The organism is Streptomyces sp. NPDC057445 (assembly GCF_042802855.1).
In the GTDB taxonomy this organism is placed as follows: Bacteria; Actinomycetota; Actinomycetes; order Streptomycetales; family Streptomycetaceae; genus Streptomyces.
The window spans coordinates 114,054-139,736 of record NZ_JBHVDH010000020.1; the positions used below are offsets into that span (position 1 = coordinate 114,054).

The 25,683-nt window shown below is 71.1% G+C and carries 19 protein-coding genes; 9 read left to right on the plus strand and 10 right to left on the minus strand.

Going from position 1 to position 25,683, the window contains the following annotated elements:
* Positions 1–49: 49 nt before the first annotated feature.
* Entirely contained in the window at positions 50–1,285 is a 1,236-nt protein-coding gene (locus ACFU5O_RS30120; protein ID WP_384245290.1) for an LCP family protein, read from the minus strand.
* Between the two features lie 120 nt (positions 1,286–1,405).
* Between ACFU5O_RS30120 and ACFU5O_RS30125 the strand changes: the two genes are divergently transcribed.
* The gene (locus tag ACFU5O_RS30125; RefSeq protein WP_384245292.1) at positions 1,406–1,954 is read left to right on the plus strand and encodes an acyl-CoA thioesterase; all 549 of its coding nucleotides are present in this window, start codon (positions 1,406–1,408) and stop codon (positions 1,952–1,954) included.
* 67 nt (positions 1,955–2,021) lie between these two features.
* On the opposite strand, the gene ACFU5O_RS30130 is transcribed toward ACFU5O_RS30125, so the two are convergent.
* The gene (locus ACFU5O_RS30130; protein ID WP_384245335.1) at positions 2,022–3,395 is read right to left on the minus strand and encodes an LCP family protein; all 1,374 of its coding nucleotides are present in this window, start codon (positions 3,393–3,395) and stop codon (positions 2,022–2,024) included.
* Between the two features lie 315 nt (positions 3,396–3,710).
* Between ACFU5O_RS30130 and ACFU5O_RS30135 the strand changes: the two genes are divergently transcribed.
* Positions 3,711–4,742 carry a glycosyltransferase family 2 protein gene (locus ACFU5O_RS30135; RefSeq protein WP_384245337.1) on the plus strand — a complete coding sequence of 344 codons (1,032 nt, stop codon included), beginning with the start codon at positions 3,711–3,713 and terminating at the stop codon, positions 4,740–4,742.
* An 81-nt stretch (positions 4,743–4,823) separates the two neighbouring features.
* Here the strand turns inward: ACFU5O_RS30135 and ACFU5O_RS30140 are convergent, their stop codons facing one another.
* The 4 genes from ACFU5O_RS30140 to ACFU5O_RS30155 form a co-directional block, all read right to left on the minus strand.
* Entirely contained in the window at positions 4,824–6,494 is a 1,671-nt protein-coding gene (locus tag ACFU5O_RS30140) for an LCP family protein (RefSeq protein WP_384245338.1), read from the minus strand.
* A gap of 81 nt (positions 6,495–6,575) precedes the next feature.
* On the minus strand, positions 6,576–8,321 hold the full coding sequence (locus ACFU5O_RS30145; protein WP_384245293.1) for an LCP family protein: 1,746 nt from the start codon (positions 8,319–8,321) through the stop codon (positions 6,576–6,578).
* Between the two features lie 225 nt (positions 8,322–8,546).
* The gene (locus tag ACFU5O_RS30150; protein WP_384245294.1) at positions 8,547–9,722 is read right to left on the minus strand and encodes an LCP family protein; all 1,176 of its coding nucleotides are present in this window, start codon (positions 9,720–9,722) and stop codon (positions 8,547–8,549) included.
* Between the two features lie 134 nt (positions 9,723–9,856).
* Positions 9,857–10,609, minus strand: a complete 753-nt coding sequence (locus ACFU5O_RS30155) for a TIGR03089 family protein (protein ID WP_384245296.1) — start codon at positions 10,607–10,609, stop codon at positions 9,857–9,859.
* A 128-nt stretch (positions 10,610–10,737) separates the two neighbouring features.
* Here ACFU5O_RS30155 and ACFU5O_RS30160 point away from each other — a divergent pair, with 128 nt between their 5' ends.
* The 3 genes from ACFU5O_RS30160 (at position 10,738) to ACFU5O_RS30170 (ending at position 14,634) form a co-directional block, all read left to right on the plus strand.
* Positions 10,738–12,276, plus strand: coding sequence for an N-acetylmuramoyl-L-alanine amidase (locus ACFU5O_RS30160; RefSeq protein WP_384245297.1), 1,539 nt, complete (start codon positions 10,738–10,740; stop codon positions 12,274–12,276).
* Between the two features lie 100 nt (positions 12,277–12,376).
* Positions 12,377–13,468, plus strand: coding sequence for a sugar phosphate nucleotidyltransferase (locus tag ACFU5O_RS30165; protein WP_384245298.1), 1,092 nt, complete (start codon positions 12,377–12,379; stop codon positions 13,466–13,468).
* 143 nt (positions 13,469–13,611) lie between these two features.
* The gene (locus ACFU5O_RS30170; protein ID WP_384245300.1) at positions 13,612–14,634 is read left to right on the plus strand and encodes a DNA-3-methyladenine glycosylase family protein; all 1,023 of its coding nucleotides are present in this window, start codon (positions 13,612–13,614) and stop codon (positions 14,632–14,634) included.
* A 166-nt stretch (positions 14,635–14,800) separates the two neighbouring features.
* Here the strand turns inward: ACFU5O_RS30170 and ACFU5O_RS30175 are convergent, their stop codons facing one another.
* Genes ACFU5O_RS30175 through ACFU5O_RS30185 form a run of 3 tightly spaced genes read right to left on the minus strand, consistent with a single transcriptional unit; the run spans position 14,801 to position 17,619 of the window.
* Positions 14,801–16,111 carry a coenzyme F420-0:L-glutamate ligase gene (locus ACFU5O_RS30175; RefSeq protein ID WP_384245302.1) on the minus strand — a complete coding sequence of 437 codons (1,311 nt, stop codon included), beginning with the start codon at positions 16,109–16,111 and terminating at the stop codon, positions 14,801–14,803.
* Entirely contained in the window at positions 16,108–17,064 is a 957-nt protein-coding gene (cofD, locus tag ACFU5O_RS30180) for a 2-phospho-L-lactate transferase (protein WP_384245304.1), read from the minus strand. Before cofD ends, ACFU5O_RS30175 begins: the two co-directional genes overlap by 4 nt.
* A gap of 54 nt (positions 17,065–17,118) precedes the next feature.
* Positions 17,119–17,619 carry a cysteine dioxygenase gene (locus ACFU5O_RS30185; RefSeq protein WP_384245305.1) on the minus strand — a complete coding sequence of 167 codons (501 nt, stop codon included), beginning with the start codon at positions 17,617–17,619 and terminating at the stop codon, positions 17,119–17,121.
* 680 nt (positions 17,620–18,299) lie between these two features.
* On the opposite strand from ACFU5O_RS30185, the gene ACFU5O_RS30190 reads away from it, so the two are divergent.
* From ACFU5O_RS30190 to ACFU5O_RS30200, 3 genes are all read left to right on the plus strand, one after another.
* On the plus strand, positions 18,300–18,563 hold the full coding sequence (locus tag ACFU5O_RS30190; protein WP_077974550.1) for a WhiB family transcriptional regulator: 264 nt from the start codon (positions 18,300–18,302) through the stop codon (positions 18,561–18,563).
* Positions 18,564–18,888: 325 nt separating this feature from the next.
* Complete coding sequence (locus tag ACFU5O_RS30195; protein ID WP_384245306.1) at positions 18,889–22,536, plus strand: glycosyltransferase family 2 protein; 3,648 nt, start codon at positions 18,889–18,891, stop codon at positions 22,534–22,536.
* Entirely contained in the window at positions 22,533–24,125 is a 1,593-nt protein-coding gene (locus ACFU5O_RS30200) for a DUF5719 family protein (RefSeq protein WP_384245308.1), read from the plus strand. The genes ACFU5O_RS30195 and ACFU5O_RS30200 overlap by 4 nt, the downstream gene beginning before the upstream one ends.
* A gap of 316 nt (positions 24,126–24,441) precedes the next feature.
* On the opposite strand, the gene ACFU5O_RS30205 is transcribed toward ACFU5O_RS30200, so the two are convergent.
* Entirely contained in the window at positions 24,442–24,879 is a 438-nt protein-coding gene (locus ACFU5O_RS30205) for a metallopeptidase family protein (protein ID WP_384245309.1), read from the minus strand.
* Between the two features lie 309 nt (positions 24,880–25,188).
* On the opposite strand from ACFU5O_RS30205, the gene ACFU5O_RS30210 reads away from it, so the two are divergent.
* A complete protein-coding gene (locus tag ACFU5O_RS30210; protein WP_384245310.1) occupies positions 25,189–25,611 on the plus strand; it encodes a DUF3499 domain-containing protein in 423 nt (140 codons plus the stop codon).
* Positions 25,612–25,683 lie beyond the last annotated feature (72 nt).

The following is a 25,683-nucleotide window of genomic DNA, read 5'->3' on the forward strand; positions in this document are numbered from 1 at the left end:
AAGAAAGGGGCCCCGCAACCGGCGGGGCCCCTTTCGTACGCCGAAGTGCTCAGCGGTCAGACGTGACCGTGACCTTCTCGTCGTTCTTGATCTGCTGCACGAGCTGCTTGACCTTGTCCTTGTCCCAGACAAGGTTGCCGCCGCGGCTGCCGGAGATCGGAATGTTCATGGACTTGCCGTCGCCGCCGTTGACGCTCTTCATCGCGAAGAACATCTCGCCGAGGTCGAACAGCGACATGTCCTTGTCGACGAGGAGGGTGTCCAGTCCCGCGCCCAGCATCGGGTAGAGCGTGAACGGATTGAGGACCGTGCCCGGAGTCGCGGCCTGGTTGGCGAGGGCCGAGAGGAACTTCTGCTGGTTCTTCGTACGGTCCAGGTCGCTGCCCGCGAAGGCGTAGCGGGTGCGGACGAAGGCGAGGGCCTGCTCGCCGTTGAGGGTCTGCTTGCCGGCCTGGAAGTCGGCGCCGGACTTCTTGTCCTTGAAGGCCTTCGGGATGTCCATCTCGACGCCGCCGAGGGAGTCCACGATGTTGGCGAAGCCCGCGAAGCCGATCTCCGCGTAGTGGTCGATCCGCAGGCCGGTGTTGTACTCGACGGTGCGGACGAGCAGTTCGGGGCCGTCCTCCGCGTACGCCGCGTTGAGCTTCACCCGGCGGCCCGTGCCCTTGAACGTCTTGCCGGATTCGGAGCCGACGAAGGTCGGTATCTCCACGTCCGAGTCGCGGGGCAGCGAAACCATCGTGTTCCCGCTGCCGCAGGCCGCGAGGATCATCATCGAGTCGGTGCGCTTGCCCTCGGCGGAGCCGGTGTGCAGGCGCTTCTTGTCATCGGCGGTCATGCCCTCGCGGCTGTCGGAGCCGACGATCAGATAGGTCGTGCAGCTGCCTTCCTCGGGGCGCTCGATGACCTTGGAGAGGTCGACCTCGCGGCGCATCTTGGAGTCGGCCCAGAAGTAGGTGCCTATGGAGACTCCGAGCACCGTGACGAGCAACACGGCCGACCCGACCTTGAAGCGTCTGCGCCAGTTGGGCGCGGGGCGGCCGGGAGCCGGGTACCCGCCTCCGTAACCGTCGCCGCCGTGGCCGCCCCCGTGACCGTTTCCGGAGGGAGCGCCGTAGACCTGGCCCGTGTTGTAGCCGCTGTCGTAGGGGGTGTCGTAACCGACGTCGTACCCCTGCGACTGCTGCTGCGGGATCGGTCGTCGCGTCACATGGCGCATCGCGCGAGCGCCCTCGGGCTCCGCGCCCCGGCTGCCGCGTCCGTATCCTTCGGGCCAATCATTCATGCGGACCAGTGTGCAGGCCGGAGCGCGGCCGCTGACAGGGTGGGTGAGAAATCGCACCGGGCCTGTTGCGAACCTGATGCAATGCGTTCGCCGTGCACACCCCCGCATAGGGTGGAGGACATGACAGACCAGGCCCAGCCCCCGGAGGGCGATATTCCGGGTAAGCCCACATCGGCTTCGCGCACCACCCTCAGTCACATCATGACCGGTAGCGACACCAACCTCCTCGGCACCGTGCACGGTGGCGTGATCATGAAGCTGGTGGACGACGCGGCGGGCGCGGTCGCCGGCCGCCACTCGGGCGGGCCCGCGGTCACCGCGTCGATGGACGAGATGGTTTTCCTCGAGCCGGTGCGCGTCGGAGACCTGGTCCATGTGAAGGCTCAGGTCAACTGGACCGGACGATCCTCGATGGAGGTCGGCGTACGGGTGCTGGCCGAGCGGTGGAACGAGTCGACGCCCGCGACACAGGTCGGCTCCGCGTATCTGGTCTTCGCGGCGGTCGACGCGGACGGCAAGCCGCGCCGGGTGCCTCCGGTGTTCCCCGAGACGGAACGCGACAAGCGCCGCTACCAGGAGGCCCAGATCCGCCGCACCCACCGCCTGGCCCGCCGTCGCGCGATCAAGGAGCTCAGGGAGAAGCGCGCGGCCGAGGGCTACGAGGACTGACTGACAGCGCCCTCGCCCTCGCGCGCCTGACTGCGGCCCCGTCCCTCAGGGCTGCCGGCCCCGTCCCTCAGGGGCAGACCGCCTCGTCCCCCGTCATCGTCCCGAAGGTCCCTCTCCCCGTGGGGGGAGTCTCCGCCCGGACCGGGGTGACCTTGGTGAAGTCCGATCCGGCCGTGACACGCAGCGTCGGACCCTGGCCCTTGACCGGGCGGAGTTCGCTGCCGGGGAGCGCGGCGGCAAGCGAATGTGCCGAGCGGTCCCAGCGGGGGTCGTACGTCACGAGTGTGCGGCGTACATCACGGTGGCCGCCGTTCCGCGGCGTCCTGTTCGTGACGAAACCGGTCGCACGCAGCTCGGCGTCGACGCGGGCGCCGAGGCCTTCGATGCCCGTGCCGTTGTAGACCTGGACGCGGATCTGCCTCGGCGGCACGTCGACCACGGCTTTCGCGACCGGCGCCGCGCTCGTCCCGCCTGCTTTCCCCACCGGGCGGGGCGGCGACAGCGGCCTGTCCTCGCGCAGCGCCTGGAAGAGCCTCCCCGACTTCACGGGGTCCCATTTCACGGTCGAGCCGATGCCGTTCACGGGGTGGCTCGGGTCCCGCACCGGCACCGAGGTGAATTCCGACGAGGCGGGGGTGAAGCCCCGCATCGCCGCCCCGAGCGCCAGCAGTTGGTCGGTCCCGAAGCTCCGGTCGGCCCGCACCGAGTTAAGCACCGCCGAGCCGACCTGGCGGAACTTCACCGGGTTGAGCAGCACCCCGCTGCTGGTCGCCCGCTGGATCAGCGCCGCCATGAAGCGCTGCTGGCGCTGCATCCGGCCGAGGTCCGCCGCCCCGTCGATGTGCCGGGAGCGCACGAACTGCAGTGCCTGGCCGCCGTTCAGCTCATGGGTGCCCGCGGGCAGGTTCAGACCGGTGTACGCGTCCTTCATCGGCCGGGCCGTGCAGATCCGGACCCCGCCGACCGCGTCCACGGTCTTCATGAAGCTCGTGAAGTCGACCTCCAGATAGTGGTCGACCTTCACCTTCGTCAGGCGTTCCACCGTGCGTACCGTCAGCGCGGGCCCACCCTCCGCGTACGCCGCGTTCAGCTTCAGAGGATGAGGGCCGTGACGCTCGCCGCTGGTGATGTCCGTGTGCGCGGGGATGAGCGCGTACGAGTCCCTGGGGAGGCTGACGACGCTGGCCCGCTCCCGGTCCTCCGAGATGTGCACCAGCATGATCGTGTCGGTGCAGCGGCAGGGTGCGCCGCCGAGCCGGTACTTGCTGCGGTCGGCCCTGGTGATCCTGTCCCGGCCGTCGGTGCCGACCAGCAGGATGTTCGTTCCGTGCCCGCCCTCCGGCCGGTTCTTCATGTCCCTGAACGGGTCGACCCGCCCGATGCCGCCGTCGATGCCCGTCATCAGGGCGTGCCCGATCGCGCCCACACCCAGTACCAGCATCGACAGCGAGGTGGCCACCCGCGTTCCCCAGCGCGGCCGCCGCACAGCGACCCGGGCCTGCGGTCTGCGGCGCGGCGGCTGCGCGCGGGCCACGGGCCTCGGACGGGGCGAGCGGGGCGGTGTGGGCACGAGGGGGCACCTCCGCTGGGGGCCGGTGGCAGATGGCATTCGGGGGATCTTGGAAACCGTAGGCCCATACGATCTGCGACAGAGGGAGGCTGCCCGGGCGGCGCGCACCGGTGTCCCCCGTTCGCGGTAACGTGGCGGGCGATGCTGCAGTCTCCCGGGGACGACCCCGGACCCTCCGAGGAAGCGATGCCCGTCCCCACCCCCGCCACCACGCCCGCCGTCTCCGTGATCATGCCGGTCCTCAACGAGGAGCGGCATCTGCGCGACTCGGTCCGCCACATCCTCCAGCAGGAGTATGCCGGTGAGATGGAGGTGGTCATCGCGCTCGGCCCGTCCACGGACCGTACCGACGAGATCGCCGCCGAGCTGGTGCGCGAGGACCCCAGGGTGCACACCGTGCCCAATCCCACCGGTCGCACGCCCGCGGCGCTCAACGCCGCCATCAAGGCCTCACGCCATCCGATCGTGGTACGGGTCGACGGCCACGGCATGCTGTCGCCGAACTACATCGCGACCGCCGTCCGGCTCCTGGAGGAGACCGGTGCCCAGAACGTCGGCGGCATCATGCACGCCGAGGGCGAGAACGACTGGGAGCACGCGGTCGCCGCGGCGATGACGTCGAAGATCGGTGTCGGCAACGCCGCCTTCCACACGGGTGGCCAGGCAGGCCCCGCAGAGACCGTGTATCTGGGTGTCTTCCGGCGCGCGGCGCTGGAGCAGCAGGGCGGCTACAACGTGGAGTTCATCCGCGCCCAGGACTGGGAGCTGAACTTCCGAATCCGTGAGGCCGGCGGACTGATCTGGTTCTCGCCCGAACTGAAGGTGCAGTACCGGCCCCGCCCGAGCGTCAGGGCGCTCGCCAAGCAGTACAAGGACTACGGCCGCTGGCGCCATGTCGTCGCCCGCTACCACCAGGGCTCGATCAATCTGCGCTACCTCGCCCCGCCGGTCGCCCTCTGCACGATCGCCGCGGGCGTGGTGGTGGGCGCGGCGGTGACCCCGCTGGGCTTCGCCGTCCCTGCCGGCTATCTCGCGGCGATCACCGCCGGTTCGGTCCCCGCGGGCAAGGGCCTGCCGTTGAAGGCCCGGCTGCAGATCCCCGTGGCGCTGGCCACCATGCACATGTCCTGGGGCTTCGGCTTCCTGACCAGCCCGCGCGCGCTGGCGAAGAAGGTCATCGCGAGCCGTCGGCCGGCGGTACGGACGACCACCGCCTGAGCCCGCTCGCGGGCAGCGGGCCGCACCGACACGAGAGGGAGCCCCGGGCACCTGCCCGGGGCTCCCTCCGTGAAGTGTGATCTACCAGGTGAAGCCGGGCTGGATGTCCATGCAGTCCTTTTCGCTGCCGTTCAGCGCCTTCGCCGTCTCCGGTGTCTTGTTGTCCGCGCCGTTGGCCGCGGCCTTCGGATAGGCCGCTCCCTCGCGCCAGTCCGCGCCGACGACCAGTGTCACTCCCGACACATCGGTGGACTTCTTCACCGAGGAGACCGGGATGCCGAGAGCCTTGGCGACCGCCTGGGCATCGCCCTCGAGGTCGACGCTCGGGAAGTACACGACCGTCCGCTCCTGCGGGTCGTTCTGTTTGTCGGCCTTCGCCTGCTTGAAGCCCTTGCCGTCGAGCAGGCCCGCGACCTCGGTCGCCCGGCCCCTCGACGCACCCAGTTGATCGGTGTACGTACCGTTCCGCACCATCACACCGATCGCGCCGACGGGCGCGGCCGGATCCTTGCTGGCCGGCGGGGCCTTGCGCTTGGAGGCCTTGCCGTCCAGCGGGATGTCCTCGCGGACCATCCGGAACAGCGTCTCCGCGTCCGGCTGCTTGGGCTCGACCTTCCCGGCGAAATCGGGCTTCTCGGAGTAGAAGTTCGGCATCGTCGTCATGGTGATGCGGTCGGTCGGCACCTGCTTGAGCTCTTCGGCGAGGTCGTACAGCTTCCCCACCGTTTCGATGCCCGTGTCGACGGTCAGCGCCTCCGTGGCGGCCTCGGCGAGCTTGCGCAGTTTGTTCGGGTCGGTGAGCTTGGTGTTCTTCCGCAGCTCACGGATCATCGAGGTCATGTACTGGTGCTGCGCACGCGTACGGTAGAGATCCGTACCGTCCCCGAATCCGTACCGCGTCCGCAGCCACTGCAGTGCCTGCTCACCCTTCACCGGGTGGGTGCCGGCCGGCAGCTTCAGCCCGGAGCCCTGGCCCGTGCGATTGCGCGAGTGGACGTTCTGCTTGACGCACACGGGTACGCCGCCGATCGCGTCGGCCATCGAGACGACCCCGGCGAAGTCCACCATCATGAAATGGTCGATCGTGATGCCGGTCATCGCGTACCAGGTGGCCACCGTGCAGCCGGGACCGCCGCGGTTGAGGGACTCGTTGGTGAGCGTCAAGCCGGTGGCCTTGTACGTGGTGCCGTCCCGGTCCTGGCACTCGGGGATCTTCAGCACGGTGTCGCGCGGCATGCTGACCACCGAGATGTTGCTGCGGTCCGCCGACAGGTGCACCAGCATCTGCACATCCGCCAACGGCGGGCCGTCGAAGGTGTCCTTGGCCCCACCCAGATCCTTGTTCGCCGCGGAGTCACGGGCGTCGGAGCCGATCAGCAGGATGTTCAACGGCGTCTGGCCCGCGGCGTTCGCCTTGTGATCGCTCATCGGGTTCTTGCCGAGGTTGAGGTCATCCTTCTTGATGTTGCCGTTGAGATGCCTGTAGTAGAGGTATCCGGCGCCCGCCGTGCCGAGTATCAGAAGGGAGAGCACGGACGCGACCCAGCGGAGTATCCGCCGCTTGCCGCGCCTTCCGTGCGGGGACGGCCCGCCGGGCCGTCCCCCCGGCCCCCTTCGGGAACCGGAAGCCGAGGCCGGCGGCCTACGGCCGGCGTCCGCTCCGGTCCCCCGTCCCTCCCCGGCGGTCCCGCCTTCTTCGGACGGGCCGTTGTCCCAGTCCCGTTCGCCGGCGTGCCGGACGCGTTCCCGCATCCCCTCCCCACGCACGCTGCTCTGTCCCACCAGGTCCCCCTGTAGTCGTTCAGGCGCGCCGCGCGACCCGGGCGTCCGGGCTCACTTTGCGCACACCTGTTTGTCGGCTTCGACCTTCTGTACGTCGTCCGGCAGTTTCGCCGCACCCTTGATGGGCACCCCCGCGCCCTTGAAGTCGGCGCCGAGGGTCAGGGCCATCGCCTGCAGCCCCTCGGCGTTCTCGGTGCCGGGCTTGAGTGCCTCGGCGGGCAGACCCATGAAGTCCGCGAGCGTGCGGGCCTGGTCGGCCTGGTTCGGGGCGTACTCCAGAGTGGTCTTGGCGATCTTCTCCGGAGCGTTGCTCTTGTTCGAGGACTTGAGCACGCCCTTTTCGATCTGCAACCAGTTCAGGGTCGTCTGCGCGGCCCCGTTGGTGTCACTGCCGTTGTAGACGTCGACGCGTACGTCGGAGGCGTCGGCGCGCGGACCCTTGAGCAGTGCTTCCGCCTTGTTCTTGGCGTCCGCCTTCGCGTCCTTCTCCTTCTTCTTCACCTCGGTGAAGGAGACGTCGTTCTGCAGCATGCTGAAGACCTGCGGCGCCCGGGACTTGTCCACGAGGACGGTCGCACCGTCGGTGTTGTCGACCACCGGAACGGTCACGAAGCTGATGTGCTTGATGTCGATCTGGCCGAGCTCCTTGGCCAGTGAGGTCAGCTTCGGGATGTCGCCGATGGCCTTGTCGACCGTGAGGGCCTGGGTGGCCGCGTCCGCGAGCGCGAACATCTTCTTCGGGCTGCCGAGGGTGTCGGTCTTCATCTGGCGGATCATCGAGGCGATGAACTGCTGCTGCATCTTGATGCGGTCGAGGTCGCTCTCGTTGCCGAGGCCGTGCCGGTTGCGGACGAACGCCAGGGCTTCCTCACCCTCGACCGTGTGCGGACCTGCTGCGAGATCGAGCTTGGACTTGTCGTCCCTGATGGGCTTGGCCAGGCAGATCTTCACGCCGCCGACCGCGGTCGAGAGCGTCTTCACCGCGTTGAAGTCGGCCATCATGAAGTGGTCGACGGGGACGCCGGTGATCTCCTTGACCGTGCGCATCGTGCAGCCCGGGTCGCGGCCGTCGACTCCGAAGCTCTCGTTGAAGCGGACGTTCTGCGACCCCTTGATTATCTTGGTCGAGCCGTCCGGCTGTTTCGTGGGGCAGTCCGGGATGTCGATCTTCAGATCGCGGGGAATGCTCAGCGCGGTCGCGTTCGTCCGGTCGTCGGAGACGTGGAAGAGGAACGTCGTGTCGGCGTGACCGCTGCTGCCCTTGTCGCCGTAGCCCTCGTTGCCGGAGCCGGTGCGCTTGTCGGTGCCGAGGAGCAGGATGTTGAGCGGCCCGTCCTGCGCGATGCCGCTGGAGCCCGCGTCACCGATGTCCACCGTGCTGAGGTTGCCGTTGAGACGGTCGTACACGTAGTAGGCGGCGGCGGAGCCGCCGACGAGGATGAACGCCATGACGCCGCCCGTCCACAGCAGCGCCTTCTTCTTGCGCGCCTTCTGAGGCCTGCGCTTGCGCCGGCCCGGACCGGTGGGGGGCGTGCCACCACCGCTCGCGCCGCCTCCCGCGCCCCCGCTCCGGGACGAGCGGCGCGTGCGCTGACCGGGGACGTCCGTGGTCGGGGTCGCGGTCCCGGTGCCCCTGCGGGCGGACGATCTCGAGGGCGGGGCGCCGGCGGAACGGGAGGCGGCCGGCTGCCCTGCGGAGCGGTCCAGTCGCAATTCGTAGTTGCCGGTCTGCGGGTTCAGTACCCACTGGTCGGCGGGGTCGATCTCCTCCGCCCGTCCACGGCTCTGCGCGTCCACGGTTGTTTGAGTCCTCCGTCGGTGCCACGCGAGGCGTCTCTCCCCCCAGGAGACGCTCGGTTCGTCGATCCGGTTGTCTGTGGCCTCAAGGCCGGATGTACCGGATCGCGTCACACTATCCGCCCAGTTCAGCGCCGGGCGACGTCCGTGACAAATTCCACGCACCTTACAACTGGGCAATCTGCCCAAACCTCGTCGACTGCCGACCACACTTTGGCGATCGCTTTACTTGCACCCGCCGGAAGACGCGTCCGTGCCGGTGAAAGTGGGCGTCGCGCGCGGGTTCGTCGAGCCCGTACCGTCCGCGCTTCCGTCACTTTCCGTGTCGCCGTCGCTGCTCGGTGTCGTGGTCACGATCACCGGCGCATCCTTGCGCAGCCGCTCGAAGAGTTCGCTCGCCTTGGGCTCGAGAAGCGTGTCCCGGTTCGGGTCCGGCGCATACGGCTGCCGCGGCACGGTGAGGAACCGCACGCGGTCGGTCGGTACGCCCCGCATCGCCCGCGTCAGGTCGTAGAGATCCTTCAGGGAGTCCAGACCGGGGTCGGTGGTGATCGACCGCGTCGCCGCGTCGAGGACCGGGTAGAGCTTCGCCGGGTTGAGCAGGACGCCGTTGCTCTGGACCTTGTTGACGAGTGAGCCGAGGAACTGCTGCTGCCTGTCCATACGTTCGGTGTCGCTGCCGTTGCCGAGCGACTTGCGGGCGCGTACGTAACCGAGGGCCTGCTCGCCGTTGAGGGTGTGTTTGCCCGCTTTCAGCTGTAGATGTGCGTCTTTGTCGTCGATCGGCTGCTTCAGGCAGATCTGCACTCCGTCGACGGCGTCGACCATCTCCTTGAAGCCATGGAAGTCGATCACCATGTGGTGGTCGATCCGGACGCCGGTGAGCCGCTCGACGGTACGGATCGTGCAGGCCGTGCCCCCGTAGGAGTAGGCGAAGTTGAACTGGGCGAACTGCGCCCGGGTGCGGGTGCCCTTGGGCGTAGGGCAGCTGGGGATGTTCACCATGAGATCGCGCGGCACGGACACGGCGGTCGCGCTGCGCCGGTCGCCGGCGAGATGCAGCAGGATCGTGGTGTCGGAGCGCTGGCCCTTGGGCCGCCCGTACTTGCGGTTGCCGGAGCCTGCCCGGGTGTCGGAGCCGATGAGCAGGATGTTCTGCGCGCCGCGCGAGGCCGGCAGCGGGCGCTCCTTGTCGTACCGGGCCAACTCCTCGGCGGTGGTGACGTCCGTGGTGATGTTGTTGTCGAGCTTGCGGTAGAACCACCAGCCGACCCCCGAGACGGCCAGGACGACCAACGACAGCCCGAGCGCGACCCAACGCCACCGGCGACGCCTGTGTCTGACGGCGCCGGCACCGGAAGCGGCGCTGTGCTCGGCGGGCCTGCCGGCGCTGTCGGTCACGTGTGGGTCCATCCTCGCGGTCGATCTGCGTGCGTACCGCGATCATGTCCCGGAGGTGACGCTCAGGCCCGTGGGCTCGGCAGGCAGTGAGCCGTACGAGTGGTCTTCGCGGGGCGTGCCGGACCGCGCCGCGGTCAGACCACGGTGCGGGTGACCAGCTCGGTCTCGGTCCGCTTCTCCAGCTCCGCCGGGGACAGTTGATCCAGATTGCGGCAGAGCACGACCGAGCCGCCGGAGGCGAGCGGTGCGTACAGCCCGGCGGACAGTCCGTCCCATGTGTCGTACGCACGTCCCGACAGCACCCGCGACCCGGCGGTCAGGCCGAGCCCGGCGGCGTCCGCACGGGCCCGCTCGACCAGTTGGGCGCCCGTCAGCTTCGTACCGCCGACGGCGAGTGCGGGGGCCTCCGGGTCGACCGGCTCGTACGGGGCGAAGCGGTCGCCCTGGCCCGGGACCTCCACCGCGTAGTCGGTGAAGCCCTTGGGCGGCTGCGGGAACCGGCCGCCGAGCGGGCGCAGCGCGAGCGCGATCCGCTCCCCGCGGCAGGCGCGGGCCGCTTCGAGGGTGTCCGGGCCGCTGACCACCAGGTCCGCGGCGCCCGGGTCCCCGCCGATGTCCGCGACGACCCCGACCGAGGAGCAGGCGAGCAGCCACACCGCGCTCTGCCAGTGCGCGGGCAGCAGCAGAGCCGCCCGCTGGCCGGGTTCGGCGGACAGTCCGTCCTGAAGGAGATTCGCTGTCTTGGCCACCCAATTGGCGAAAGTCGCGACGGACAATTCGACGCGTTCACCGGTCGCGTCATCGTAGAAGGTGACCAATGGGCGGGCCGGGTCCGCGGCGAGCGCGGATCGCAGCAGGTCGGCTGGGGTGCGGTCGCTGGCGTTCACCCGCGCAAGATTACGCGGCGGGGTCGGGGCGGGCGCGCCCGTACCGGTGAGGCCACCCCCCGGTCGGGTCAACGGACCGTCACTTTCCCGAGCGGCGAGCCCAGCTCACGCCGCGGAGGATCACGTTCATGCGTGCCTTCCTTGCATCTTCGATCAGCGTCGCGTGCACCGCCGCGCTCGTCCTGCCCGCCCTCGCCCTGCCGGCGTTCGCCGCGGCACCGCCCCCGGCGACCGCGCCCGATGTGCCCGGCTCCACGCAGTCCCTGCCACTGGCCCCCCTGCCGGGGCTGCAGCGGGCGCCGGGCGAGTCGGCCTCGCAAGGTCTGGCGCCACGCAACGTCCACCCGTTCTCGCTCGTCGGGGTCATCTGGGACGACGTGGAGGCCGAGTTGCACGGCACGGTCCAGGTCCGTACCCGCGCGGCCGGCACCCCCGACTGGTCGGAGTGGCAGGACGTGGTGACCGACAACCGCGAGCACGGTGCCGACCCGGACTCCGCCGAGCGGACCGACGGCCGCCCGGTGCGCGGCTCGACCGCACCGCTGTGGGTCGGCGCATCGGACGGTGTGGAGGTCCGCGTACGACCGCAGCCGGCCGGGACGGGCACGCCGCGCGCCGGGACCCCGCCGCTGCCGAACGGCCTGCGGCTGGAGCTGGTCGACCCGGGACCGGCCACGGAGACCGAGGTCAAGGTCCCGGACGGGCCGCAGGGGCAGACGGGGTCGGTGCCGCCGGGTGAGCCTCCGGCCGAGACCCTGCCGGACGAGCCTCCGGCGGAGACCCTGCCGGACGAGCCTCCGGCGGAGACACTGCCGGACGAGCCTCCGGCGGAGACACTGCCGGGCGAGCCCCCGGCCGAAGCCCTGCCGGGCGAGGAGGAGGACCCGGCCGGCGGCGGCCAGTCCGGTGTCGACGCCGCCCTGGTCGCGGGCATGACGGCCGAGGCCGCGGCCGCCTCCGCGGTGAACGCCGATCTGGCGCCCCTGGGCTCCACGGTGATCCCTGCCCGGACGAAGGCCGAGACCGACGCGCAGGCGGTGATGTACGGAGTCGCGAAGCCCTACATCGGTCCGCGGCCGACCATCGTCACACGCAAGGGCTGGGGTGCGAACGAGGCGATCCGCGAGAAGCAGTTCCTCTACACGAATTCGGTCAAAGCGGCCTTCATCCACCACAGTGCGACCGGCAACCGCTACACCTGCCGGCAGGCGCCCTCCGTCCTCCGCAGTATCTACCGCTACCACGTGGAGAGCAGCGGCTGGCGCGACCTCGGCTACAACTTCGCCATCGACAAATGCGGAAACATCTACGAAGGACGTGCGGGAGGAGTGGCCAAGGCCGTGATGGGTGCGCACACGCTCGGTTTCAACAGCAACAGCATGGGCATCGCGGTCCTCGGAACGTACAGTTCGACCGTCCCGCCCGCGGCCGCGGTGAACGCGGTGGCCAGGCTCACCGCCTGGAAGCTGGGGCTTTACGGGGTGAACCCGCAGGCGACGACATTGCTGACATCCGGTGGCGGCAACAAGTTCAAGAAGGGCACGCAGGCGAGGCTCAACGTCATCTCCGGGCACCGCGACGGGTTCGCGACGGACTGCCCGGGTGGTCAGCTCTACGGCAAGCTCGGCCCGGCGCGCATCGCATCGGCCAAATACCAGGGACGCTGAACCTGTACCGCGGTCCCGCATACGTACGTACGAACAGGCTGCATACACTGGCCGGTCATACGCACGAACAGCCCGGCCCCAGCAGGAAGCAGAGAAGGCATTGACTCAGGCCCAAGAAGCGATCCTCCTGGTCGGTGGCAAGGGGACGCGGCTTCGCCCGCTCACCGTCAACACGCCCAAGCCCATGGTCCCGGCCGCGGGCGTGCCTTTCCTCACCCACCAGCTGGCCAGGGCCCGAGCGGCGGGAATCGAGCACATCGTGCTCGCGACGTCCTACCTCGCGGAGGTCTTCGAGCCCTACTTCGGAGACGGCTCCTCGATGGGGCTGCACCTGGAGTACGTGACGGAGGAGGAGCCGCTCGGCACGGGCGGGGCGATCCGGAACGTGGCGTCGAGACTCGGGTCGGGGCCCGACGACCCGGTCCTCATCTTCAACGGCGACATCCTGACGGGCCTCGACATCCGAGGCCTGGTCGGCACCCATGCGCAGTCCGGGGCGGACGTGTCGCTGCACCTGACCCGGGTGGAGGACCCGCGAGCCTTCGGTCTGGTCCCGACGGACGAGCGGGGGCGTGTCACGGCCTTCCTCGAAAAGCCCCAGACCCCCGAGGAGATCGTCACCGACCAGATCAACGCGGGGGCCTATGTCTTCCGCCGCTCGGTGATCGACAGCATCCCGGCGGGCCGCCCCGTCTCGGTCGAGCGGGAGACCTTCCCGGACCTGCTCTCGGCCGGTGCGCATCTGCAGGGCATGGTCGACTCGACGTACTGGCTGGACCTGGGCACTCCCCAGGCCTTCGTGCGTGGTTCCGCCGACCTCGTCCTCGGCCGCGCCCCTTCCCCGGCCGTTCCCGGCCGCTGCGGCGACCGGCTGGTGCTGCCCACGGCAACGGTGGCTCCCGACGCCAAACTCACCGCCGGGACCGTCGTCGGCGAGGGCGCGTCCGTCGGCGAGGGCGCCCGCATCTCGGGCAGCACGATCCTCGAAGGGGCGGTCGTCGAAGCGGGCGCGGTCATCACCGACTCCCTGATCGGCGCCCGGGCCCGGGTGGGCGCCCGCACGATCCTCTCCGGCGCGGTCATCGGCGACGGCGCGGTGGTCGGCCCCGACAACGAGCTGCGCGACGGCGTCCGGGTGTGGTGCGACGCCACGCTTCCCGCCGGGGCGGTCCGCTTCTCGTCGGACCAGTAGCCGACGGACCGTCCGGTCTGCGGTGCCGGGGTCCCGGCACCGTGCTTCGGGGCGGGGCTCTCCGGGGCTCCGGGGCTCGCGGGGCGGAGCGTGCCCCCCACCCCCTACTCTCGAAGAGACCCCGATCCCCGAGGACCCCATCCGTGGCCGGACGTTTCGAACCCCGCCCCGCCGTCACCCCCACCACTGTCCGGGGCGGCGAGGTCGTCGTACCCGCACCGAGGGCGGCGGCGCGACCGCAAGGCGGGCGGGAGCGGCGCTATGTGCCGCCCGGGCCGCTCGACCTCGGGCTGGTGCTCGGACCGTTGCGGCGCGGGCCAGGGGACCCCACCTTCCGTACGACCCCGGACGGCTCGTTGTGGCGAGCCACCCGCACACCTGACGGCCCAGGCACCCTCCGCATCGGCGCACGCGACGGCGCCGTGCATGCCGAAGCGTGGGGCCCCGGCGCCGAATGGCTTCTGGAGCAGCTCCCCGCCATGCTCGGCGAGGACGACGACCCGGACGCCTTCGAGCCCCGCCACCGCCTCGTCGCGGCCACCCACCGCCGTCGCCCCGGCCTCCGTCTGATCCGCTCGGGACTGGTCATGGAGTCCCTGATCCCATCCGTCCTGGAGCAGAAGGTCACCACGGACGAGGCGTACCGCGCCTGGCGGCTCCTCGTACGCAAGTTCGGCGACCCGGCACCCGGGCCTGCCCCCGGCCCCCTGGAGCGGGGAAGGATGTACGTCATGCCCGAGCCCCGCACCTGGGCCCTGATCCCCTCCTGGGAGTGGCACCGCGCGGGTGTCGACAACAAGCGCGCGTCCACGATCCTGCGCGCGGTCCGCGTGGCCCGCCGTCTGGAGGAGGCAGCCGCGATGGATCCCCGGGCCGCCATGGCGCGCCTCGAGCTGATCCCGGGCATCGGCCCCTGGACCTCGGCCGAGACGGTCCAGCGCAGCAACGGCGCCCCTGACGCGGTCACCGTCGGCGACCTGCACCTCCCCGGCATCGTCGGCCACGCCCTCGCGGGCGACCGCGACGCCGATGACGCCGCCATGCTGGAGCTCCTGGAGCCGTACGCGGGCCAGCGCCACCGCGCGGCCCGTCTGATCCTGCTGAGCGGACTCACCCCGGCGCGCCGCAAGCCCAAGATGCCGCGGCACGACATCGCCACGCTCTGACCACGGGCAGCCGCTATGACCACGGGCAGCCGCTACGACCGGGCTTCCACCGTAGGAATCGGGCGGAGGAAACCGGCGGAGCTGTCCGAGGCAGCAGAGGCAGCCGTCCGAGGGAGGAATCAGGCGGAGGAATTCATCGGGAGGAGTCCTTTGAGCCGCACCCGGCTCAGCGCACCTCGATGAACGCCGACACCTCTCGCGCGGCCCGTTCCTTCTGCGCCGCGGCCGGCCGGCCCACGGCCACCGCGCCCATCGGGTCCCACGACCCCGGCAGTTCGAGCACCTCGCGCACCACGTCACGGCAGAACATCGTCGAGGACACCCACGCAGAACCGAGCCCCTCGCCGGCCAGCGCCACCAGGAAGTTCTGCACGCCCGCGCCCGTCGCGACGACGAACATCTCGCGCTCCGCGGTGTCCCGCCGGGCGTCCCCGTAGGTGTGCGAGCCGTCCATCACCATGCACGGCACCACCAGACAGGGCGCGTTGCGCAGCACGTCACCGCGCTTGACGCGCCTGGCGACCGACTCCTCCGACTTGCCGTCGCGCCGCAGGTCCGCGATCCATGCCTCGCGCATCGCGTCCAGCAGCCGCACCCGCGACTCCTCGGACTCCAGGAGCACGAAACGCCACGGCGTCGTGTGATGCGGCGCGGGCGCCGTCACGGCCGCCGCGACGGCGCGCCGGACCGCATCAGGGTCCACCGGACCGTCCGTGAACTCCCGCACCGTACGCCGAAGCGCCAGTGCCTCCCGTACCGCCTCCGACGTGCCGAGCCGGAACATGTCGTCCGCGGCCTCCCGGACGAGGGCGCGTGCTCCCTCTGCCCCGTCCCGGACCACATGGCCGAGCCCGCGCACCACCGCCACCGGCAGTCCGGCCGCCTTGCCCTTGACCAGGTCACCGGCCGCGGCCAGCTCGTCCGCCGTGGCCACGACCGTCGCGCTGAGCGGGTTCCCGTGCGCGTCGGCACCGCCCCGCAGATCGTCGAGGACCCGCACGCCCGCCGCGCCGATCGCGACATCGGTGAGCCCGGTCCGCCAGGGCCGGCCGAAGGTGTCGGTGACGACCACGCCCACCTCGACGCCGAGGGTGTCCCGCAGGCCTTCGCGGATGCGGGCGGCCGACGCGTCCGGGTCCTCTGGCAGCAACAGCACGGTCCCGGCAGGGGTGTTGGAGGCGTCGACACCGGCCGCGGCCATGACCAGGCCCTGACGGTTCTCGACGATGCGCAGGGGGCCGCGCCGCGCCACGACCCGTACGGTCTCCGCGTCGATGGCCTGCTCGCGGTCGTCGGCCGCGACGATCCGGCCCTCCGCCTTGCTCACGATCTTCGAGGTGACGAGCAGGACGTCACCGTCCACCAGCCCCGGCTCGCCGGCCGCGATCAGCTTGGCGATGTCGTCCCCCGGCCGGATCTCGGGCAGCCCGGGCAGTGCCCACACCCGGTACGACGCCGGGGCCTCGGCCCCGGTCACGCCCGAACCTCCTGCGCGAGCGCCAGCGCCTCACGCGCCATGCCCGCCGTGGCATCGAGGTCCGTCATCATCAGCGGTACGGCCTTGCACCGAATCCCCGCCTCCTCGATCTCCGCGACCGCACCCGCGTCCACGGTGTCGACGAGCCAGCCGTCCAGCAGCCCGGAGCCGTAGTGCTTGGCCACGGCGGCCGCCGTCGACTCGACCCCGACGGCCGCGAGGACCTTGTCGGCCATCCCGCGCACCGGCGCGTCGCCGACGATGGGGGACAGGCCGACGACCGGAACACCTGCCTCCGCGATCGCCTCGCGGATGCCCGGGACCGCGAGGATCGTCCCCACGCTCACGACCGGGTTCGACGGCGGGAAGAGGATGACGTCCGCGGCGCCGATGGCCTCCAGCACACCCGGCGCAGGCTTGGCCTGCTCGGCGCCGACGGGAACGACGGCATGGGCGTCGACCGAGGCGCGCAGCCTGACCCAGTACTCCTGGAAGTGGACAGCCTTGCGTTCGCCGTCCATGTCGACGGCGACATGCGTCTCGACCCGGTCGTCCGACATCGGCAGCAGTCGCACCCCCGGCTGCCACCGCGCGCAGAGCGCCTCGGTGACGGCGCTCAGCGGATAGCCGGCGCCCAGCATCTGCGTGCGGACGATGTGCGTGGCGAAGTCGCGGTCGCCGAGCCCGAACCATTCGGGGCCCACGCCGTACGCGGCGAGCTCACTCTTGACCTGGAAGGTCTCGTCCGTACGTCCCCAGCCCTGCTCCTCGTTGATGCCGCCGCCGAGCGTGTACATCACCGTGTCGAGGTCCGGGCAGACCTTCAGCCCGAACAGATGGATGTCGTCACCGGTGTTGCCGATGACGGTGATGTCGGCTTCGGGGGCGACGGCCTTGAGGCCGCGCAGGAAACGAGCACCGCCGATGCCGCCGGCCAGAACCACAATGCGCATACGGACAGTGTGTCAGCCGAAGGCCGGTCGTCGAGGGGCGGTGGCAGGGGCCGGTCAGACGGCGACGGCATCCTCCCGTGCGGGGGAGCAGTGCGCCCCGTGCATGGGCATCTCGGTCAGGCCAGGGAAGTAGACGTGCAGGCTCACGGCAGGTTCGAGCGAGTCATTGACCACCTCGTGCACATATCCGGGTGCGAAGGCCCTCTGGGCGCCCGGGGCCAGGGTGCGCGCGGCGGTGGCCGTGCGCTCCGTCAACTCGCCGTCCAGGACGGTCAGTACACCGGAGGACCTGCCGTGATCGTGGAGCCCGCTGCCCTGGCCCGGAACCCAGGAGAGCAGCCAGACCTCGTACCCGGGGCCGGTGAGCAGCCGGTGGTACCAGCGGGTGGTGGCGTCGTAACGGACCAGGTGGGCCCACCGGGCGCGGTCCGCCGCGATGGAGCGGGCGAGGCCGGCGAACTCGGCCACGGTCGCGGGGTGCTCCCGGGCGGGCTGGAGGAGGTGCTGGACCTCGAGGATGTCGCCGGCGATCTGAAGGTCGCTGTCGCTGTTCATGGGATGCGGTGGTTCCTCGGCAGAAACAGAAGGTCAGTGCTGGGGTGTCGCGAACGTCCGCCGGGGGCGGACGAGGAAGGGCTGGAGCGCTACGGCATCAACAGCTGGAACAGCAACAGCGCGCCTGGACAGCGCTGCGGAACCCACGGACGGGGGTCGCGGAAGGCGCTGTGGTCGCTGGCATGCCTTCAAAGGTGGCCAATACGATCCCGGATGTCAACTCAATGACCGATTTGGCGGCAATGTTTCACCTCATCCGGTTACTCCAGTCGGAGAAAGGTTTGTGCGGTCGCACGGCCGGAGACATGGCGCTGCAACCAAGCTCTCAAACGCCGCTGTGCTCTCGTGATCAGACTGTGATCCGGATCGCTTGTGCGCCCGGACCGCAACAAGATCGAACCTGTCGGCGTCCTCCCTCGTACGGAGCGGTGAATGCCGGTCTCGTTACGGGAGAGGGGAGGGTGTGGGGCGCGTACGGACGGGTCGGCGGCATGTGTCTCGTTTTTGGTGATTTGAACACTTTCCGCATAGCCTTGGTTCCGCAGAGTGAATACCGGGCTCAATAGCAGATCTCGGCTTGACTGGCCCGGATCCGCACACTTGTAATTTCACTCGTGTCGTTCGGCCGAAATCGGTAAACGGCTACATCACGGGGACGCAAAGACGGACGAGGGGCGCACATGACCGAGCTGTTCCAACAACTGCTGGTCGAGGACGCGGAAGAGGAACTCGGCTGGCAGGAGCGCGCGTTGTGCGCCCAGACCGACCCCGAGTCGTTCTTTCCGGAGAAGGGCGGTTCCACTCGCGAAGCCAAGAAGGTCTGCCTCGCCTGCGAAGTCCGCTCCGAATGCCTTGAGTACGCCCTCGCCAACGACGAGCGATTCGGAATCTGGGGCGGTCTGTCCGAACGTGAGCGCCGCCGTCTGAAGAAGGCCGCCGTCTGACCGAGCTGCCGGCACCGAAGTCACCACCGGCACCGAACTCACCCCCGACAGTGCCGACAGCGCCGCCACGAGCGCCCGGCTGTCCGGCCGACGGCGCGAGCGCACACCCCACCCGTCACAGCGCATCCGTCGCAGCACACCCTCCGCAGCGCACGCGTCAACGCGCGCCCTTAACAGCACACACCCGTACGTAAGAACGGTCCGCTGCCCCGGCTCTGTCCACAGGCGGCGGACCGTCCGCGTGTCAGCCGTTAGTGTGGGGCCCCGTCCCAGACGCTTCAGCGCCCCCTCGCGGGGTGACCCCGGCCGGAGGGCCCGTACCTCAATGTCCGCCACCACCGCCGTGTTCGTTCCCGCCACCCCGCCCGAGTTCGCGCGGCACGTCGTCACCGCCGTGCTCGTCTCGCACGACGGCGCCCGCTGGCTGCCGGACGCGCTCGCCGGGCTGCTCGGCCAGGAGCGCCCCGTGCAGAACGTCGTCGCGGCCGACACCGGCAGCGCCGACGACTCCGCGCGGCTGGTCACCGAGGCACTCGGCGCCGACCGCGTGCTGCATCTCGCGCGCCGCACCGGCTTCGGTGCCGCCGTCGAGGAGGCCGTCCGCACGGCCGGTGCGCTCACGCCCGACGACCTGCCCTATCTGAAGCGGCCGAGCGGCTGGGATCCGGCGACCAGGACCTGGCGCGACGACGCGTACGACATGCCGGAACTGCCGTACGGCGAGCCGGTCCAGTGGCTCTGGCTGCTCCACGACGACTGCGCCCCCGCGCCCGACGCACTCGCCGAACTGCTGCGCGTGGCCGACTCCGACGAATACGCGGCGATCATCGGCCCCAAGCTGCGCGGCTGGTACGACCGCAAGCAGCTCCTCGAAGCGGGCGTCTCCATCGCCAACAGCGGCCGCCGCTGGACCGGACTCGACCGCCGCGAGCAGGACCAGGGCCAGCACGACCAGGTCCGCACCGTCCTGTCCGTCTCCTCCGCCGGCATGCTCGTCCGCCGTGACGTGTGGGAGGAGCTCGGCGGCTTCGACCGCAGGCTGCCCCTCATGCGCGACGACGTCGATCTGTGCTGGCGCGCCCAGGCCGCGGGGCACCGTGTCCTCGTGGCCCCCGGTGCCGTCCTCCGTCACGCGGAGGCCGCGGCCCGCGAGCGCCGCACCGTCGACTGCGCGGGCCGTTTCGTCGCCAGCCCGCACCGTGTCGACAAGGCGGGCGCCGTCTACACCCTGCTCGCCAACGCGCGCGGCCGGGCTCTCCCCTACGTACTGCTCCGTCTCGTCTTCGGCACCCTGCTGCGTACCCTCGCCTATCTCGTCGGCAAGGCACCAGGCCAGGCCGTCGACGAGGTCATGGGCCTGTCCGGCACCCTCCTGCGTCCCGAGAAGATCCTCGCCGGGCGCCGAAGGCGCGGAAAGCCCGTCGTGGACGCCGGCGAGCTGCGTCCGCTGTTCCCGCCGCCCGGCGCCACCGTCCGCGCCACGGTCGAACAGGTCGCGAGCAGCCTCGGCGCGGGCAAGGACTCCGACTCCGGAGGATCCCGCCACGGGATCGTCGAATCGGGCCCGGGCGGCGACGACGCCGACTTCCTGGAGGTCGAGCAGTTCGCCCGGCTCAAGCGGATCGCCCGCAAGCCCGGGCCCGTCCTCTTCGCGATCCTGCTGCTCGTCTCGCTGGTCGCCTGCCGCGCCCTCCTCACCGGCGGCGCACTCGCGGGAGGCGCCCTGCTGCCGGCCCCCGACGAGGTCTCGGGGCTCTGGGGGCGGTACGCGGACGCATGGCACCCCCTCGGCACCGGCGGCACACAGACGGCGCCCCCCTATCTCGCGGTCCTCGCCGTCCTGTCGGGACTCTTCCTCGGGTCCACCGGCCTCGCACTCACCGTGCTGCTCGTCTGCTCGGTGCCGCTCGCGGGTGTGACGGCGTACTTCGCCTCCCGCCCGCTCGTCGAGTCCCGCCTGCTGCGCGCCTGGGCGAGCATCGCCTACGCCTTCCTGCCCGCCGCGACCGGTGCCCTGGCCACGGGACGGCTCGGCACCGCCGTGCTCGTGATCGTCCTGCCGCTGATCGCGCGTGCCGCGATGGCGGCATACGGGGTCGGCCGTGAGGACGGAGCGCGCGGAAGCTGGCGCGCGACCTGGGCGCTCACGCTGCTGCTGACCTTCACGACGGCCTTCACCCCCGTCGTGTGGCCCATCGCGGTCGTCCTCGGCGTCGCGGCCCTGGTGCTGCGGCGCGACGACATCACCGCGTACGGACTGCGCTTCCTCGCCGTCGCCGGCATCCCGCTCCTGGTCCTCGCCCCCTGGTCGCTGTCCCTGCTGACCAGCCCCTCCGGGTTCTTCGGCGAAGCGGGCCTGGACTTCGGAGCGGGTTCGGCCTCCGCGCTCGACCTGCTGGGCATCAGCCCGGGCGGCCCGAAGGCGGTCGGCGGCCTGGTGCTGATCGGCGTCGTGCTCGCGGCGCTCGCCGCACTGCTGCGCGGGGAGCGGCAGTCCGCGATCAGGACCGCCTGGGCCGTCGCGCTCGTCGGCCTCGTCTTCGGGGCCCTCGCGAACGGCTCGGGCTGGGCGGGACCTGCCACCCTCGTGTACGGCCTCGCGCTGCTCGCCGCCGCCGTGGTCGGCGCGGAAGGCGCCCGGGAGCGGGTCGCCGCCCAGTCCTTCGGCTGGCGTCAGCCGGTCGCCGGGCTCGTGGCGCTCGCCGCCGCCGCCGCGCCGCTGCTCGCCGCCGTCAACTGGATGATCAGCGGAGCGGCGGGGCCCCTCGAGCGCCGTGATCCGGTGCAGGTACCGGCCTTCGTCGCGGAGGAGAGCGACACCCGCGACCAGCCCCGCACGCTCGTCCTCGGCGGCACGTCCCCGGCCAAGGTGTCCTACACCCTGGTCCGTGGCTCCGGCGGCCGCCTCGGCGACGCCGAACTGACCGAGGCCGGCGGCAGCGACGCCCGCCTCGACAAGGTCGTGGCCAACCTCGTCGCCGGCTCGGGCGCCGACCAGACGAGCCAGCTCAGCGGCTTCGCCATCCGGTACGTGCTCGTACGCGACGGGGCGCCGCGCCAGATGAGCCGCGTCCTCGACGCCACGCCCGGCCTGTCCCGGCTCAGCCAGCTCGACGGCAGCGCGCTGTGGCGCGTCGACCGCCAGGTCGCCCGCGCGGTCATCGTGAACGGCAAGGAGGATCCGCTGCCCGTGGCCTCCGGTCCCGTCGAGGCCCACACGAAGATCCCCGCGGGCGCATCGGGCCGGGTGCTGCGCATCGCGGACCGCGCCGACGAAGGCTGGCAGGCGACGCTCGACGGACGGGCCCTGACCGCCACGACCGTCGATGGCTGGGCCCAGGGCTTCGAGCTGCCCGCGGAGGGCGGCAGACTCGACCTCACCTACGACGAGCCCGCCACCCACACCGCGTGGATCTGGACGCAGGGCGTGCTTGCCCTCGTTCTGGTGGTCCTTGCGCTGCCCGGCCGGCGCCGCGAGATCGACGACGACCTGCCGGAAGAGGAGGCCGCGATCCCGGCCCAGCCCGTCGAGGGCGAGGGGCGCCGGGCCCGCAGGCTGCGCGCACAGGCGGAGGCGGAGGCGGAGGCCGCCGTACCTGCTCCGGAGCCCGGGACCGCCCCGGAGCCCGAGCCGCAGCCCTATGCGGCGGTGCCGCAGCAGCAGTACGGCGAGTGGGACGGCAGCCAGTCCTACACGGGCGCGGACTACGGCTCGTACGGCGAGCAGCAGCAGTACCAGCAGTACCAGCAGCAGTACGGGTACGACGGGTACGGCGAGCAGCAGACGTACGGCGGGCAGCAGGAGCCGCACCAACAGGAGCCGCAGCAGCCGCAGCAGCCGCAGCAGCAGCCGCAGCAGCAGTACGGGCAGGACCAGTACGGACAGCAGCAGTACGACCCGTACGGGACGGGCCAGTACGAGCCCTATGGCTATGACACCGAGCAGCGTCCCGACGGGAGCAGCAACCAGTGAACCGCACCACCCTCTCCCTCCTCGCGGCTGCCACCGCGCTCGCGGCCGCGACCGGACTCGCCGCGCTCACCGCGCCCGACGGCAACGGGGCAGCGGCGGGGGCGAAAGCACCGGCCCGGCTGCCGGTCGAGCGCTCCAGCCTGCTGTGCCCGGCTCCCAGTACGTCCGACATCGCGGAGACGGTCTACACGTCGTTCTCGCCGGCAGGCAGCAAGGCCGACGCGGAGACGGAGTCGACGGCCGAACTGAAGCCCTCGGTGACCACGCTGGCGGACCCGGCGGCAGCCGACGACAAGAAGGACGACAAGACCAAGAACGGGGCGAAGGACGGGGACAAGGGCGCCGGCACCGGTGCGGACAAGGCCGGCGCCGCGAAGCAGCCCACGCCCGCGAAGCCCTTCCTCAGTCTCAAGGAGCCGGGCCGGCCGACCGGCGCCAAGGAGTCCGGAAGCGACTCGCCGGCGCTCATCGGCACGGCCACCGGAAAGCTCGCCCCCGGCTGGACGACGCAGCAGACCACGACGGTCCCCGCGGGCAGCGGCCGAGGCGTCCTCGGCGTCAGCTGCACCGCTCCGGACACCGACTTCTGGTTCCCGGGAGCGAGCCTCGCCAAGGACCGGCAGGACTACGTCCACCTCACCAACCCCGACGACACCGCGGCCGTCGCCGACATCGAGCTCTACGGCAAGGACGGCGCCCTCAAGTCCCAGCTCTCCGAGGGCATCCCGGTGCCGGCCGGGGCAAGCGTTCCCGTGCTGCTCCCGACGCTGACGACCGACAAGGCCGAGGACGTGACGGTGCATGTCACCACGCGCACCGGCCGTGTCGGTGCCGTGGTGCGGGGCGCGGGCGACGAGACCGGCAGCGACTGGCTGCCCGCCTCCACGGACCCCTCCGGCACCCTCGTGCTGCCGGGCATCCCCGCGGACGCGACCTCCGTACGGCTCGTGGCGTTCGCACCCGGCGACGACGACGCGGATCTGAAGCTGCGGCTGGCCACGGCGTCGGGCACGATCACTCCGGCAGGCGCCGAGAGTCTGCGGGTGAAGTCCGGCATGACCGCGTCCGTCGACCTGAAGGACGTCACCAAGGGGGAGGCGGGCTCGCTCCTGCTCAGCCCCTCGGAGAGCGGCAAGGAGACCCTCGTGGTCGCCGCGCTCCAGGTCACGCGGGGCACGGGCGCCAAGCAGGAACTCGCCTTCATCCCCGCGACGGCCCCGGTGAGCGAACGGGCCACCGTGGCCGACAACCGCGCCAAGGGGTCGATCCTCTCCCTGACCGCGCCCACCGCCACCGCGGAGGTCAAGGTCACGGCCTCTGCCGGTACGCAGGGCGGCGAGCCGACGGTGAAGACGTACACGGTCAAGGCCGGGACGACCCTGGCCGTCACCCCGCCCGTCCCGGCCGGCCTCAAGGGCTCCTACGCGCTGACCGTCGAGCCCCGGTCCGGCGGTCCGGTTCACGCGGCGCGCACGTTGCTGCTGCCGCAGGACGGGATCGAGATGTTTACGGTCCAGACGCTTCCGGACGACCGCGGCACGGTCGAGGTCCCGGCGGCGGAGCAGGACCTTTCCGTCCTGGACGACTAGGGCCTTTCATCTGGATCAGGCCGGATCGGTGAGCGGGGTCCGGCCATACGCCACGTGCATCTCAAGGCAGAAGCAGGAGCCCACGCGGTGGGGCACCTCCCGGCGGTGGCCGGGGGACATGGGCGACCGACGACAACGCGGCGAGGTGCGGCGCCAGGGCACACGAGCCCGGCAAGGTCCGAACGAGAGGCCCTGGTTCTGTCCGCCGGTCCCTGGACGGGTGGACACAGGGCCCGACCGTTCCGCCCGGGCGGGCCCCGGCTCGGTTCTGCCCGTTCCGCCGGTCTGCCCGTTCCGCCGGGCGGGGCCCCGGCCGTCAGTCCTGCCCGTACCGCGGATCGACGGACTCGGGCGAGAGGCCCAGCAGGTCCGCGACCTGCTCCACGACGACCTCGTGGACCAGCAGGGCGCGCTCGTCACGGTTCTTCGTGCGGATCTCCACCGGCCGCCGGTAGACGACGATGCGCGCGGGCGTTCCCTTGTCCGCCGGCACCGAGCTGCCCAGCGGCACCGTCTCGTCCGCCGACGCGGGCACGTCCAGGACCAGGAACTCCACCTCGGTGAGCTGCGGCCAGCGCCGCTCCAGTCGTTCCACCGAGTCCTGCACAAGATCGCGGAACGTCTCGGCCCGGCTTGCGGAGAGCGGCACCTGGGGCGGAGCGACGGGCCCTCGCATACCGCGGCCGTGGCGGTCGCGGCGGCGCGGCCGCGGTTCCCTGGGCTCGGTCGGGCGGGGAGGTACGGGACTGTCCATCACTGACGCAGGGTAGCTCTCCGGGGCGGTCGCGCACCGAGGGGCGCATTCCCGCTCCCCGGCATGTCGGGCACGGTGCCGTTCATCCCCTTACGGCCTGTCGCTTGTTGAGCATTCCAGCCAAGCTTGGGCTCGTTTCGATGCCTCGGTGTGATCGCGGCTCTCATGGTGAATGACGCGATTCTTATCGCGCGATGACCGGATCACATAGGGCCGCCGATCCTGTGCCGCCGCCTCCGCGCAGGTCAGCGCAGCCACCCCGAAGGCGCCTGTGCCGGACGTCACAACACGACACGGTGGAGTGACCTGGTGGAGAGTCGTCGCGGCCCGCTCAAGAGTGCGGTACCGTCCAACGTCGTGAGCCCTGTACGTCGCTGTTCGCGCACTGCGTGCGGCCGCCCTGCCGTCGCGACACTGACGTACGTCTATGCCGATTCGACCGCGGTCCTCGGCCCGCTCGCCACCTACGCCGAGCCCCACTGCTACGACCTGTGTGCCGAGCACAGCGAACGCCTCACCGCGCCCCGCGGCTGGGAGGTCGTACGGCTCTCGGACGGCTCCGGCCCGACCCGCCCCAGCGGCGACGATCTCGAAGCGCTGGCCAATGCGGTCCGGGAGGCGGCGCGTCCCCAGGAGCGCCGGGCGCAGGCGGGCGGCGGCCCTCACAGGGCGGACCCGATGGAGGTCGCGCGCCGCGGTCATCTGCGGGTGCTGCGGTCCCCCGACTCCTGACCCGTTCCCTCGGTCCTGCGCGCATCGTTCCCTCACCGCACCGGGGCGTGTCCTCGGTGACGCCTGCTGCGG

What these genes read in the sequence shown, in the direction of transcription:
- ACFU5O_RS30120 (WP_384245290.1), bottom strand. Translation starts at nt 1,285, where the DNA reads ATGAATGATTGGCCCGAAGGATACGGACGCGGCAGCCGGGGCGCGGAG.
- ACFU5O_RS30125 (WP_384245292.1), top strand. Translation starts at nt 1,406, where the DNA reads ATGACAGACCAGGCCCAGCCCCCGGAGGGCGATATTCCGGGTAAGCCC.
- ACFU5O_RS30130 (WP_384245335.1), bottom strand. Translation starts at nt 3,395, where the DNA reads ATGCTGGTACTGGGTGTGGGCGCGATCGGGCACGCCCTGATGACGGGC.
- ACFU5O_RS30135 (WP_384245337.1), top strand. Translation starts at nt 3,711, where the DNA reads ATGCCCGTCCCCACCCCCGCCACCACGCCCGCCGTCTCCGTGATCATG.
- ACFU5O_RS30140 (WP_384245338.1), bottom strand. Translation starts at nt 6,494, where the DNA reads ATGCGGGAACGCGTCCGGCACGCCGGCGAACGGGACTGGGACAACGGC.
- ACFU5O_RS30160 (WP_384245297.1), top strand. Translation starts at nt 10,738, where the DNA reads ATGCGTGCCTTCCTTGCATCTTCGATCAGCGTCGCGTGCACCGCCGCG.
- cofD (WP_384245304.1), bottom strand. Translation starts at nt 17,064, where the DNA reads ATGCGCATTGTGGTTCTGGCCGGCGGCATCGGCGGTGCTCGTTTCCTG.
- ACFU5O_RS30185 (WP_384245305.1), bottom strand. Translation starts at nt 17,619, where the DNA reads ATGAACAGCGACAGCGACCTTCAGATCGCCGGCGACATCCTCGAGGTC.
- ACFU5O_RS30190 (WP_077974550.1), top strand. Translation starts at nt 18,300, where the DNA reads ATGACCGAGCTGTTCCAACAACTGCTGGTCGAGGACGCGGAAGAGGAA.
- ACFU5O_RS30195 (WP_384245306.1), top strand. Translation starts at nt 18,889, where the DNA reads ATGTCCGCCACCACCGCCGTGTTCGTTCCCGCCACCCCGCCCGAGTTC.
- ACFU5O_RS30205 (WP_384245309.1), bottom strand. Translation starts at nt 24,879, where the DNA reads ATGGACAGTCCCGTACCTCCCCGCCCGACCGAGCCCAGGGAACCGCGG.